Below are 12,588 nucleotides of genomic sequence, written 5' to 3' on the forward strand. Positions count from 1 at the left end.
AGGGCGTACGGGCCGGCCCGCCGGGCGACGCGCCCCTGCGCCCGCCCCCCGACCAGTCCGGTAGCGCGGCGGATGCCACACGGGAGGACATGGCGGACCGCTCCGAGCGCGGCCGACCGGAGGGCGCGACCGATGCCGAGCGCCTGCCCCGGCCGGCAACCGGAGGGGCCGGCCGGACCCGGAGTACGGCGGCCCGAGCACGACTCGGCCGTACCCGCGGCACGGACACCGCAGGCCCCGCCCCCGGAGTACGGGCTCCCGAGGACGAGACGGGGTCCGTGGGAAGCGACCGGGCCGACGACGGAGCGGCCCCCGCGGCCCCCGTGTGGAACGGCCGGCCCGTGCCTGAGGCCGACCCGCGACGTCCGGGGCGGGCGGAGCAAGGGGTGGACCGGACAGGGACCCCGTCGCCACGGCAGGGCCGACCGCACGCCCACGGGGGGCAGGCGGACCTGTCAGGGCCCGGCATGGAGCACTCGGCGACCGCCGATGAGCTTTCCGGGCATACGGGGCCCGGCGAGGCACGGGCCGCGCCGGAGGCCCTGGTCGTACCGGATGCCGCCGTGTCGCTCGACGGCGTTCCCCGGGTACTCGTCTCGCACGGTTGCTGGTATCCCTCGGTGGATCCGGCCGGGCGGCATGTCGCGTTCATCTGCGACCGGGGCGGGGTGCCGCAGCTGTGGGAGGGGCCGGTCGACGGTGACGACGTGCACCTGCTGGACGCGGAACCGAATCCGGTGACCGAGGTCGCCTGGTCGCCCGACGGACGGTGGATCGCCTACACGATCGCACCGGGAGGCAGCGGGCACACGCGTGTGCTGTGTGTGCGCCCCGACGGCACGGGTCGGCGGGTCCTGGCGGGCGGCGAGCCGGGGAGCTCGGCGTACCTCGGCTGCTGGGCGCGCGACGGTTCCGCGCTCGCCGTGACGGTCGCCGAGGCCCCCGCTCGCCTTCCACCGGCCGGAGTGGAGGTGGGCTCCGGAAGCATCGAGCAGAGCGGTGCGGTCGGTCCCGGCGCGGGCGCCCTCTCGCCCGTCCTCGGCGCTGCCGAGACGGTCCATCCGGAGGGCTGGACCGTGCGGGACGGTCGCGCCACCCTCCTGGGCGCACCGTCCGTCCCCGAGCCGCCGACCGGTCACGTCGGCACCGTCTCCGCCGCCGCGGACCACGATGCGGCCGCGGCCGAGTCCGGGCCCAGGACGCTGTCGGCGTACCTCGTCGACCCCGACGGCTCGGCCGCCCCCGTACTGGTGGCGAGTGAACAGGAGGCCGCCACCCTGCGCGTGTGCGACGTCAGCAGGGACGGGCGGCTGGCGCTGGTGCGTCGAGGGCCGCGGGCCAGGCGGGAGGCCCTGGTCGTGCGCATCCGGGACCAGCGGGTCACCTGCGCGGTGCCGGTCGCCGACGGCGACCCGTGGGTCGGCGCGTTCGCGCCGGACGCCCGCACACTGTGGCTGCGCAGCGACCACGAACGCGAGCACGCCGCCCTGTACGCCGTCGCCCTCGACCCGTGGGGAGGACGGCTCGGTCTGACGGTGGCAGCCCAACGCGACGGCAGCGGCCTGGAGTTGCTGACCTTGGACCGCGACGGCTGTGGCGCGGTGCTGTCCTGGAACGTGCGCGGCGTCAGCGAGCTGGAGGTGACCTTGCTGGCGCCTGGAACGGCCCTCGACCGGTCCCGTGCAGTGCCGCTCCCGCACGAGGTGGTCACCCGGGTGGCCGTCACCGCGGACCCGGACGCGCCCGTGGTGGCGCTGTCGGGATCGCTGCGCCGGCCCGGTGTGTGGTGGCTGCCCCAGGGCGCCGCGCTACGCACCCCGTGGTCCTCGCGTGACGAGGAAGTCGTGGCCCCCGGCGTCCACCGCCCCGTGCGGCCGGTGCCGATGCGCCCCCGCGCTCGGGACGGACTGGGTCTGGGCGGCTGGTACTACCGGGCGCCGGGCCGCTCGCCGAGGGAGCCCGCGCCCTGTGTCCTGCATCTGCACGGTGGCCCGGAGGAACAGGAGCGTCCCGTATTCGAGCCGCTCTACCATGAGTTGCTGGGCCGGGGACTGGACGTCTTCGCCCCCGATGTGCGGGGCTCCTCCGGTCACGGCCGCTCCTTCGTCGACGCGGATCTCGGCAGGGGCCGGTTCGCCGCGATCGACGATGTCGCCGACTGCGCCGCGCACGTCATCGTGGAGGGCCTGGCCGACCCCATCCGACTGGCCGTGATGGGCCACTCCTACGGCGGCTACCTGGCGATGGCCTCCCTCGTGTGGCATCCGGAGCTGTTCCGTACCGGAGTCCCGGTGTGCGGCATGTCGAGCTTCGCGACGTTCTTCGCCGGCACCGAACCATGGCTGGCGCAGTCGGCCGCACACAAATACGGGCACCCGGTGCGGGACCGGGAACTGCTGCACGCGCTGTCGCCGATGAGCCGCATCGACGCGCTGCGCGTGCCGGTGCTGGCCGTGCATGGCGAGCACGACACCAACGTGCCACCGGGCGAGTCCGAGCAGTTCGTACGGGCGGCCCGGGAACGCGGAGTGGAGGCCGAACTGCTCGTCCTGCACGACGAGGGCCACGACTTCCGGCGGGCGGACAACCGCCGCGCCTTCCGCAGAGCCGCCGCCGACTGGATCCAGCGTCACCTGACCGGCTGACGTCGGGGCCGTCGCCCATTCTGTGCCGGAGCCGTTGACGCTGAGGAGGGGTTCGACGCGGGGGCCGCCGCCCGTTCGCCTCCCGCAGGCTGGCCCCAGCCGCTGGGACTGCGGGAACTTCAGCAAGGAGGTTATCGAGGTCCTGGGTGGTGGCGAGGTCCGGCAGCGGGCCCCGTGAACGGTTCTGGGTCGAGCCGCAGCACCCGCTCGTATACGGACAGCACCTGCCGGCCGCCGGTGGTGCCGGAGTCCGGCTGCTCACCGTTCAGTTGCGCGGCGCCGAGGTGTGCCAAGTCGCGGACGAACGATGGGCGGAACCACCTGTTGGTGAGCGTCAGTCGTGCACGAGGTGCGGGTTTCCGTCGGAGCTGACCTGAACGCACGGCCCTGGCGGGTGCGCAGTCGCGGCGATCGCCATCACGTACGGGCTCACCTGGTCGGGATCGGCCGCTTGTCGTTGCGATCTTCCCGCTTCCTGTCTTACGGGCCCTTGCTCCGGTGATCGCGACGTGGTGCATGACGCCCCCTTGCTCCTGCGGCCGGCGCCGGCAGCCGAAACGCGTTGGAGCACTGTTGCACTGTTGCGATTGAGGAGTTGGAACGGCGCACCAATTTGGATTGCTGTACCAAAAACATCATCGGGGTATGACGACGCGAGCACGCAGACCACAGCGGCGCAACCAGGTGCTCTCCCGGGAGCAGATAATCGACACTGCGGTCGAGATGCTCGATGCGGGCGGCGAGAGCACGCTGACCATCCGTGCGCTGACCGAACGACTGTCCACCGGTTCCGGGGCGATCTACTACCACGTGGGCACCCGTGACGACTTGCTCGACATGGCGACGGAAACCGTGATCGGCACGGCGCTGGCGACCCGGCCCGCCGGGGCCGCGGCCACGCCCGGGGGCGAGATCCGTGTCGTGGCGCTGGCGCTGTTCGATGCGATCGCCGCACACCGGTGGCTCGCCACGCGGCTGACCCTCCAGATCATCCGGAATCCGGTCGGCCCGGTGACGGTGGGGATCTTCGAGCGGATCGGCGGGCAGATGGGCGCCCTGGGCGTGCCGCGAGTCTCCTGGTTCGACGCGGCCTCGATGCTCGTGCACTACATCCTCGGAGCCGTCAGCCAGAACGCCCGCCTCGAGGGGGACACCTCAGCGACCGACCCCGACGGGGATCGCGACGAGTTCTTCGACGCGGCGTCGACGGCATGGCAGGGGCTCGACCCGGAGGCTCACCCGTTCATGCATGCCATCGCCGGCCAGATGAGAGAGCACGACGACCGCGAGCAGTTCCTCACCGGCATCGCCGTCATCCTCGACGGTCTCACGCATCTGCGCTGACCCGGCCGACCCGGCCGGGTGACCCCGATCGTTCGTTTCTCGAAAGGGCACCTCGCATGCATGACGCCGTGATCGCGGGCGGCGGCCCGGTCGGTCTGTTCCTGGCCGGCGAACTGGCCCTGTCCGGCTGCTCGGTTCTGGTCCTGGAGAGGGACCCGGAACCCACCTCGTCCCTGAAGGTGCTCCCGCTCGGGCTGCGGGGTCTGAACGCCGGGTCGGCCGAGACGTTCTACCGCCGCGGCCTCCTGGAAGCGATGGCGCGGGCTTCGGGAGTCGACCCGCGGAAGGTGGGCGCGGATCCGGAAGCGGCCGAGGCGCCCGACCCTCGTGAGCTGATCCATTTCGCGGGCATGACGCTCGCCGCGGCCGGCATCGACACATCCGCCCTCCCGCCCCGGCTGCCCAGCCCGGCGACGGAGGGTTTCATGACGAGCCTGGAAGCGGCCGGATCGGTACTGTGCGAGCGGGCCACCGCGCTCGGAGTCGAGATCATCCGGAATGCTCCCGTCTCGGGCGTGGCGCAGGACGTCGCATCCGTTCTCGTCACGGCAGGCGGCCAGGAGTACCAGGGGCGCTGGTCGGTGGGCTGCGACGGCGGGCGTAGCGCCGTACGCCGGCTCGCCGGCTTCGAATTCGTGGGCACCGAGCCGCTGTTCACCGGCTACGCCGCCGACGTCACCTTCGCCGACCCCGACCAGCTGCCGCTCGGGTTCAATCTGACGCCGAACGGCATGTATCTGCGTACACCCCTCGAAGGGCACCTGGGCATGATGGACTTCGACGGCGGCACCTTCGACCGCTCCCAGCCGCTGACCCGCGAACACCTCCAGACGGTTCTGCGCCGCATCAGCGGCACCGACGTGACGCTGAGCGAGGTCCGTCTCGCCTCCAGCGTCACCGACCGCGCGATGCAGACGACGACGTATCGCGAGGGCCGGGTGCTGCTCGCCGGCGACGCGGCACACATCCACTCGCCCCTGGGCGGCCAGGGCCTCGACCTCGGCATCGGCGACGCCGTCGACCTCGGCTGGAAGCTCGCCGCCACGGTACGCGGCTGGGCGCCCGAGGGCCTGCTCGACACCTACACCACCGAGCGGCACCCCGTCGGCGCCGCTGTGCTCGACTGGTCCCGCGCCCAGGTCGCGACCATGAAGCCGGGCCCCAACGCCCCCGCGCTGCGTCAACTCGTCCACGATCTGATGCGCACCACCGACGGAACGACCCACGTGTACCGAAAGACATCGGGGCTGTTCAACCGCTACGACCTGGGCAGCGAACAGCCCTTCATCGGCTGCAGCGCCCCGGACTTCCGCTTCGGGGACGGCACCCGCCTCGGCGAACTGCTGCGCCACGGGCAGGGAGTCGTGCTCGACTTCAGCACCGACCGCGTGCTGCAGGTCGCGACCAAGGGTCGGATCCGCTACGCGGCCGGCCCGGCGCGCAACGATCTCGGGCTGGGGGCCGCACTGATTCGGCCCGACGGCGTCGTGGCCTGGGCGGGCGCGCCCGCCCCGAATCGCGACACGTTCGAGCAGGCAGCCGCCCAGTGGTTCGGCGCGCCACACAATCAGGGTCCGTCTTCAGAGATCATCGGGTCTGGGGTCGTGGTGGTTGACACGTCGTGATGAACTCACCGCCCGGGCGCGCGCCTGTTCGTGTTGCGCTTCCCACCGCAGCAGTCACCGCGCCGGTTCCCGCTTCGCAGGGGGCGGGCGCCGGGTCTTCATCGGGGCGTACGACAATGCTCGATCATGAGCTCTCTCTCCTCCCTGCATCAGGTAGCCCCTGCCGTCCACGTGTGGACTCCCGGCGTCGAAAACGCCTGGGGCTTTGCGAATTGCGGCCTCGTCACCTCCGGTACGGACGCACTCGTGATCGACACCCCGTACACGCCGGCGCTCACCCGGGCGTTCCTGGAAGCCGCCAGGCAGGCCGCTCCGGGCGCCGGCTTCGACACGGTCGTGACCACCCACGGCAATGGTGACCACACCTGGGGCCTTCAGTGCCTCCCGGGCGCCGATGTCATCGCGACGCGCAGCAGCCTCGACCATCTGTGTCACGAGCCGACGCCGCAGCAGTTGCGCGCGCTCGCCGAGAACACGGACCCGGGAACGCCGCTCGGCTGGTATTTCCGCAAGCACTTCGGCATATTCGACTTCTCCGGCATACAGGTCGTTCCGCCGACTCGGACCTTCGACGGCCGTCTGGACCTGACCGTCGGCGACATCCCCGTGGAACTCTACGAAGTCGGCCCGGCCCACACCGTCGGCGACCTCATCGTCCATCTCCCCGAGCAGCACGTCGTGTTCGCTGGTGACATCGTCTTCAACGGCGACCACCCCTCCCACTGGGCGGGTCCTCTGGAGGCCGTCTCCACCGCCTGCGAGCGCATCCTCGGCCTCGACCCCGAGTGGATCGTCCCCGGCCACGGCCCCCTCCTCGACCAGGACGGCCTGCGGGAGCACATCGCCTACCTCGACGGCCTCTCCGACCACGCCCTCCTCCTGCACGGCCAGGGCAAGACGCCCGTGGAGGCGGCGCAGATTCTTCTGAACGAGGGTCGCTACCCCGGCATGGGCCTGCCCGAGCGGCTGGCCATCACCCTCGCCGCCGAATGGCGCCACCTCGACGGTGACACTGCCGCGCCCGACCTGGTCGCCGTGACCGAGTCCGCCGCCCGCATCGCATGGCAACGCGCCTCCGTCATGGAGCCGACGGCGCAGTAACACAGTCGGGCCCCGCCGCGAGGGATGCCGGCGGCGGGGTCAGACCGTGAGCGCCCCGCCCCGGACGGCGGGGCGCTCAAGCGTTTCTCAGTTGATGACGGCTCGCGGGTGGACGTGTATCGGATCAGCCCGCCCCTACTGCTCCGCCGGCAGCCGCTCGGTGTACGCCGGTAGCAGCCGCCCCAGCGTCCCGTCCGAGCGGTCCTTCTGGCCAGGCTCCCGGTGGGCCGTATCCTGCCGCCGAACACACCCAGCAGGACGAAACGCTCCTTCAGGTCGAACAGCAGATTCCGGGCGTCGGGGCGCCGTGGTCAGGCGGGGGAGGGAAAGCGGGCAAGGGCGGGACCTAGACAGGTCGAAGGCTGGCAACGCCCCGTGCTCGGTCACCGGGGCCAGCGCGTCCCGGTGCAGCGAGGTCAGCCGCGGCATTGAAGGTCGCCGGTCGAGCCCGGCGACAGGCACTGCTCGCACAGCCCGGTGGGAGAAGAGGTCAGCGCGGCACCGCGCTGAGCAACTCGCGCTGCCTGACCCGGCCGCCCGCCCCACGAGCAGGCCTCCAGCGGCACCTCCGCATCCGGCCCTCGACCAGTTCGTCCAGCCGCCAGCTGGCCGCGCTCTCTTCTCACGTCACGTCCGGCGTCGCGTCGTCGCTCATACGTTCCCCACCTCCAGTGAGTAACAGGAGTGCCACGGCAGTCGACCGCTCACGGCCTGCCGAGACCACTGACTGCCCATACAAGCTGCGCATGACCGCTACGACCTTGCCGAGGATGGACGCCGCCTCGCCGCAGATCGGTGCGAAGGCGTCTTTCTCCGGCATGAGCCACACGTCGAGCCCTCCCGCTTGACCGGTGCCTCACCGTCGATCACGGCCGCGACGATCTCGCCGTTCTCGGCGACTGGCTGGGCGCGGACCGCGACCGTGGCGCCGTCCATGATGTGCGCCTTGATCATCGAATCACCTTTGACCAGAAACCGACAAGTGCGCCGAATCCTTGCGTATTCAGGCCGGGAATCGACGGCAGACTGCACCGGATCGCGTGCGGTCTGAGGTGGGTTCGCGGGCCCCGGGGGTGCGCACCGGTCCAGCACCGGGGCTTACTTCTTCGGTGAAGAGCACCGTGTCAGCGGTCAGGTAATCCATGCCGACCAGCAGCTCTCATGACCAAAACGGAATCAACTGCAACACCCTCGGCCGTCGCAGCCATCACGCCGTCCTCGGGTGTCAGACCCAGGACTTAGCATCCGCTCGTGAACCTCGAATCCCGTCTGCCCCACGGCATAGCACTGTCGTCCGGCCGCATGGTCACCTCGGATGAAGGCGACGGCGGCTTGCAGCCGCTATGGCTGAGCCACGCCCCCGCCGCAGCCGATCTGTGGCCTGGGCTGCGGGCCGAACACGTCACCTCTGGACTCTGGCCGCTCCTGCTCGACGCCCTGGACCCGCATCATGCGGACTTCCGCCCCTGGGGCTGTGGCGAACTGTGGCCCGAGCGGATGTCGTCGCCTGCAGGCCACAGCGCCGAGGATCTTCTTGCCCGTTGGTGGCAGGACTACAGCAGCATTGACGAAGATGATGACCAGCTAACCGCCGACGAGCGCCTGGCCGTCACCGCCCCCTTCGGCCAGGCCTGGCCCGGCCGAGCACCCTCACCGACACCCTCGCCTCATGCCGACGAGATCGCCGAGCAGTACGCGCGAGCCTTCGTGACGCAGAATCCGCACGCGCGCCTCGGACTCGTCGCCGCACCCCGCGGCGCCGACGCCCTGGCCGTGGCCGGCTGGATGGGGCCCGCCAACTACGACAACGACACCGGAACCTTCGCTGCCGTCGTCCGCGATTGGGAAGACCGATTCGGTGTGCGTGTCGTCGGCGTCGGATTCAGCACCCTGCACCTCAGCGTCGCCGCACCCCCGAGTCGCCTCGAAGACGCCCTGGCCGTCGCCGCCGAGCACTTCGCCTTCTGCCCCGACAACATCTGGCAGGGCCCCCACCCGGACCTGGCCTCCTACGCAGAGAGCCTCATCGAGCTCAACTGCTGGGAATTCTGGTGGGACTGAACCGCAGGACACAGCGCCGGAAACAATTCCCCCCTCGACAAGCAGCAATCTCTCCCATCCGCGAAACGCAGCACGTCAGCACCCCCGGTCTGCGTCCGACGCACACGCCGGCGGTGCTGATCACGCGCGGCAGGATCAACGAGCAACTGGGGAAGATCGCCAACCTCGCCCCGCTCGACGAGCGCCGCAAGGTGTCCCGGCTGCTGATCGAGGGACTCGAAATCGCCGATGCACGGCGCCGCGAGCGCTACTGCGCCGAGGGATGCCGTCACTGGTGGCACAGGCTGTCCGCTGTGAACCCAACCTGCCCGCTCTGACCGGACGGGCTTCATGGGGCGATGGCGTCCTTCTTCTTGTCCGGGTGTGCCGACAGGACGTGGTGCGGGACGGAGAGGTTGGACAGGCCGAAGAGCAGCATCAGCCGGATGGGGTCGTCGCTGTGGCGTGCCTCGTCGACGACTCGGTCCACGCGCCATCAGCAAGTGGTTCGACCGCGACGTGTGGACCCGCGCCGTCAACAACGCGGGCTGCACCGTCACCCGCCGCTGACAGCCTTCGGGCTGGCACGCTCCCGCCAGGCGAGGGTGGTCGTCTTCCCCCGCCATCGCAGCGGCAACAGCGTCCGCCTGCGCCGGTGGTCGCCGTGCTCAGGCGGCGAGTGGCTGCTGGAGGGCTGACCCAGTTGCTACTGGCGGCGTCGCTGCTGTTGCGTTCCAGCATCAAGCCTGGTTCGGGCACGCGCGATATCGCCTCGCGCACCACAGCGCGTACGCTGCGAGCGTTTGACCGTTCCTCGAGGAAGAGCTGCGGATGGATAACCCGTCTGTGCCCGGACCGCGCCGGGACCTGGCGATGCACAACGACTGGTGGGCTTCGGGCTGGGAGCACGTCCTGCCCTGCCAGGGATTCCCGTTGACGATGCTGATCGCGACCGCGAGCCAGCCCGGTTTCACCGGCTCCCTCGACGATCTCCTGCAGGAGATCTTCGACGGCCACTGGGGCATGATCGGCGGCGATCTCGATGGCGCGCTCACCTTCTCGTCGCCCGGCGAGGAATGGGACTACGAGGAGGCGCCGGAGGGACGCGAAGCGAACGAGGCGAACCGCTGGGAGAAGTTCGGTGCCATGCTCACGGCGGCCGGCTACCCGGTGCCCAAGACCGTGCGGGACCTGTCCGGGCTCTACCTGGCGTGGGGCCTGGCCCGCTGCGAGGAGACACCGGACGGCACCCGGTGGTCGATGCCCGCCGCGCTGCCGTTGCCTGGTGACCTGCTGCACCTGGACGTCCACCTCACCCAGCGGCTCGATGGCATCCGCTGGATGATGCGCACCGGCCCGCTCGTCGACGGGCTCATCAGCCACTTGGTCGACGATCTGGGCGAACCGCAGGAGATCCTCACTTCCCTGGACCGACTGGCGGCCGCCACCAGCCAGGATGCGGACGACGTCCGCATCGCCCTCACCGAACTCGTGGCCTCCGGGGACGCCCGCGTGCAGCGTGGCCAGGAGCCGGCCGACGCGGAACGCCTGGAGGCGCACCAGCGCTTCCGCCTGGTCATGAACTGGGACCACTTCCACGAGCACCGGGTGCAGCTGAGTATTCAGGGCGACGACGCGTGACACAGACAGTGCCGCACGCGGTGGGAACGGAAGACACGCGCCTGATCGTGGTCCGGGGCAAAAGCGCGTCGGGGAATTCGTCCGTCGCGGCCGGGCTGCGCGGGAAGTTCGGCCGCAACCTCGCGATCGTAGGTCAGGACAACCTGCGCCGCACCGTGCTGCGCGAACGCGACCGCCACGGCGCCGCGAGCATCGGCCTGATCGACCTGACGGCCCGCTACGCCCTGGACAACGGTTTCCACGTCGTCGTGGAGGGCATCCTGTACGCCGACCGCTACGCCACGATGCTCCGGAACCTGGTGCGCGCCCACCGAGGCGTCTCCCGCTGCTACTACCTCCACGTGCCCTACGCCGAGACGGTGCTGCGGCACGCGACGAAACCCGATGCCGAGTACCTCAAGCACCCCACCGAGGACCACCTGCGCGAGTGGTAGGCGACGCGTAGCCGCGGGCCGGAGAGATGGCAGAAGAACATCCGGACAGTGGGCCGGACCTGCTGGTTGCCGGGACGGGGCTTCTCCACGACGGCACCGTCGCCGACGGTACGGTGGGGTGTCCGTGCTTCAGCGGACGTATTCGCCGGTCATCGGTCACCGGCGAGTGATCGGCTGCGGCCCCGACGACTGCGGTGAGCATCGCGGGGGAGACTGCAACACCGAAAGCGCTTGGTCGAGCCGCCCACCGGCGCCGCCACGCGCGGCTCAACGCGTCCTGTCCACGCCGACCGGGGCGACCTGCCCCAGCAGGCCCACAGCGCCACCACCTCCTGACCGCGCTTGCATCGCTCACCGGCGGCGCCGGTACGCGTGCGTGTGACGTACGTCGGCGTCGATCACCTCTCGCAGTACTTCGCGATCGTCTGCGGGCAGGCAGCCGCCAAGGAGGTTCGCGGGCAGCCGGTACGCCTCGGCCAGCTGTGGATCGCCGGCCGCGAGGATGCTGGAGAGCAGCGGTTCATCCGGCCGCGTCGCCGCGTCCACCAGGGCGGTCAGGCGCTGCCGTTCCTGGTCCGTCATATCCGGCCAGGCGGTGTCCAGCTGTCCTTTCAGGGCGGCCCAGGTAAGGGTCTGCTGGGCGCGGGCCGCGCGCTTCAGCACGGCGCGCACCGCTGCGGGCGCCGTGGCGAGAGTCTGTGAGGGCGCACCGCCCGCCCCCAGCATCCGGCCGCCGGTGGTGGCCATCGGAGCCGCTGACGGCGTATCGGATCGCACCGATCGATTTGCCGGTTCAGCAATCCTCTTTGCCGCACGTGGGCATGTGTGCGCAGAGTGTATCCAGAAAGTGCTGGCTCACAAGTAAAAGCCGGTACCTCTCGGGCTCGGCCGTGTTCCCTCATTCGCCTGAAATCTCTCGGGCTCGAGCAGTACGTCAGAATTCATAATTGCCTTGCAGATAGAGGAGCGATAGATGGAAAATCGCCATGTCGTGATCATTCCGATTGAGATCGACGAGGAGAAGGTAAGTGCTTATCTCGATGCCTGGCAGGGCGCCGCGGACGTGATGGCCGCTCAACCTGGTTTCGTCCGGACGTATATGTTCCGCACGATCGTCCCGGGGAGCAAGTTCCTTCTCGTCAACGTAGCGGAATGGGAGTCCACTGCTCACTGGGAAGAGGCGATGAACGTCTGCCCGATGCTGGGACAGCAGATAGCCGTCGCCCATGCCTCGAACTACGAGGCGATTCGGACGGTCCTGCCCGCCGCCCAGCAGGGGCAGGGCCCCGGCGGCGGTCACACACCGACTGCCCTGTCTCCTGCCGAGGCTCGTCGCCGCGTCGCGGACGGTGAACTCACGCTGGTCGATGTCCGCGAAGACGATGAATGGGCGGCGCGTCACCCGGCCGGCGCCGTCCACGCCGCGCTCAGCACGTTGCCGGCCTCGCTGTCGCATTTGCCTGACGGCCCGCTGGTCTTCGTATGCCGCACGGGCGCCCGCAGCATGCAGGGCGGCGCGCAGGCGATCCGCGCAGGCCGATCCTCTGTCTACAGCGTGGCAGGCGGCCTTGAGGCATGGGAAGCGGCAGGGCTGCCGGTCGTCTTCCCCGACCGCGAGGATGCGGTGAACAACGGAGACCGCGCCCAATCCGCGGTGCTTGAGGACTGACGAAAGCAGAACCAGTGGATGGCCGTCGCATACGCCTGTCGGCATGAGGCCGGCCGGCACGCCATCCGCCTCACACCCTCAGGAAATTT

10 protein-coding genes and 2 pseudogenes are annotated in these 12,588 nt (G+C 70.3%); 9 read left to right on the forward strand and 3 right to left on the reverse strand.

Going from position 1 to position 12,588, the window contains the following annotated elements:
- The first annotated feature begins 467 nt into the window (after positions 1–467).
- The 4 genes from AB0G56_RS28250 (at position 468) to AB0G56_RS28265 (ending at position 6,715) form a co-directional block, all read left to right on the forward strand.
- On the forward strand, positions 468–2,645 hold the full coding sequence (locus AB0G56_RS28250; RefSeq protein WP_360974307.1) for an alpha/beta fold hydrolase: 2,178 nt from the start codon (positions 468–470) through the stop codon (positions 2,643–2,645).
- Between the two features lie 645 nt (positions 2,646–3,290).
- Complete coding sequence (locus AB0G56_RS28255) at positions 3,291–3,989, forward strand: TetR/AcrR family transcriptional regulator C-terminal domain-containing protein (RefSeq protein WP_360974310.1); 699 nt, start codon at positions 3,291–3,293, stop codon at positions 3,987–3,989.
- 56 nt (positions 3,990–4,045) lie between these two features.
- Entirely contained in the window at positions 4,046–5,614 is a 1,569-nt protein-coding gene (locus AB0G56_RS28260; RefSeq protein ID WP_360974313.1) for an FAD-dependent oxidoreductase, read from the forward strand.
- A gap of 126 nt (positions 5,615–5,740) precedes the next feature.
- Positions 5,741–6,715 (forward strand): MBL fold metallo-hydrolase, encoded by a 975-nt coding sequence (locus AB0G56_RS28265; RefSeq protein WP_360974316.1) that lies wholly within the window; start codon positions 5,741–5,743, stop codon positions 6,713–6,715.
- A 736-nt stretch (positions 6,716–7,451) separates the two neighbouring features.
- Here AB0G56_RS28265 and AB0G56_RS28270 read toward each other — a convergent pair.
- Positions 7,452–7,708 (reverse strand): annotated as a pseudogene (locus AB0G56_RS28270) (S24 family peptidase); the annotation flags it as partial.
- Between the two features lie 258 nt (positions 7,709–7,966).
- Between AB0G56_RS28270 and AB0G56_RS28275 the strand changes: the two are divergent.
- Positions 7,967–8,776 (forward strand): DUF4253 domain-containing protein, encoded by an 810-nt coding sequence (locus AB0G56_RS28275; RefSeq protein WP_360974319.1) that lies wholly within the window; start codon positions 7,967–7,969, stop codon positions 8,774–8,776.
- Positions 8,767–9,093: a DUF5958 family protein gene (locus AB0G56_RS28280; protein ID WP_360974322.1), complete on the forward strand. Its 327-nt coding sequence runs from the start codon at positions 8,767–8,769 to the stop codon at positions 9,091–9,093. The genes AB0G56_RS28275 and AB0G56_RS28280 overlap by 10 nt, the downstream gene beginning before the upstream one ends.
- Before the next feature lie 11 nt (positions 9,094–9,104).
- Here the strand turns inward: AB0G56_RS28280 and AB0G56_RS28285 are convergent, their stop codons facing one another.
- Entirely contained in the window at positions 9,105–9,245 is a 141-nt protein-coding gene (locus AB0G56_RS28285) for a hypothetical protein (protein WP_360974325.1), read from the reverse strand.
- Between the two features lie 341 nt (positions 9,246–9,586).
- Here AB0G56_RS28285 and AB0G56_RS28290 point away from each other — a divergent pair, with 341 nt between their 5' ends.
- Positions 9,587–10,396, forward strand: coding sequence for a DUF6042 family protein (locus AB0G56_RS28290; protein ID WP_360974328.1), 810 nt, complete (start codon positions 9,587–9,589; stop codon positions 10,394–10,396).
- Positions 10,397–10,416: 20 nt separating this feature from the next.
- Positions 10,417–10,827, forward strand: a pseudogene (locus tag AB0G56_RS28295) (AAA family ATPase); the annotation flags it as partial.
- 354 nt (positions 10,828–11,181) lie between these two features.
- Here the strand turns inward: AB0G56_RS28295 and AB0G56_RS28300 are convergent.
- Positions 11,182–11,577, reverse strand: coding sequence for a hypothetical protein (locus tag AB0G56_RS28300; RefSeq protein WP_360974331.1), 396 nt, complete (start codon positions 11,575–11,577; stop codon positions 11,182–11,184).
- 226 nt (positions 11,578–11,803) lie between these two features.
- Here AB0G56_RS28300 and AB0G56_RS28305 point away from each other — a divergent pair, with 226 nt between their 5' ends.
- Entirely contained in the window at positions 11,804–12,499 is a 696-nt protein-coding gene (locus AB0G56_RS28305) for a rhodanese-like domain-containing protein (protein ID WP_360974333.1), read from the forward strand.
- The last annotated feature ends 89 nt before the right edge of the window (positions 12,500–12,588 follow it).

The sequence above is a fragment of the Streptomyces sp. NPDC021356 genome (assembly GCF_040641015.1).
Classification (GTDB): domain Bacteria; phylum Actinomycetota; class Actinomycetes; order Streptomycetales; family Streptomycetaceae; genus Streptomyces.

Coding starts and splice junctions, on each gene's coding strand:
- AB0G56_RS28250 (WP_360974307.1), top strand. CDS start 468: ATGGAGCACTCGGCGACCGCCGATGAGCTTTCCGGGCATACGGGGCCC.
- AB0G56_RS28255 (WP_360974310.1), top strand. CDS start 3,291: ATGACGACGCGAGCACGCAGACCACAGCGGCGCAACCAGGTGCTCTCC.
- AB0G56_RS28260 (WP_360974313.1), top strand. CDS start 4,046: ATGCATGACGCCGTGATCGCGGGCGGCGGCCCGGTCGGTCTGTTCCTG.
- AB0G56_RS28265 (WP_360974316.1), top strand. CDS start 5,741: ATGAGCTCTCTCTCCTCCCTGCATCAGGTAGCCCCTGCCGTCCACGTG.
- AB0G56_RS28290 (WP_360974328.1), top strand. CDS start 9,587: ATGGATAACCCGTCTGTGCCCGGACCGCGCCGGGACCTGGCGATGCAC.
- AB0G56_RS28300 (WP_360974331.1), bottom strand. CDS start 11,577: ATGGCCACCACCGGCGGCCGGATGCTGGGGGCGGGCGGTGCGCCCTCA.
- AB0G56_RS28305 (WP_360974333.1), top strand. CDS start 11,804: ATGGAAAATCGCCATGTCGTGATCATTCCGATTGAGATCGACGAGGAG.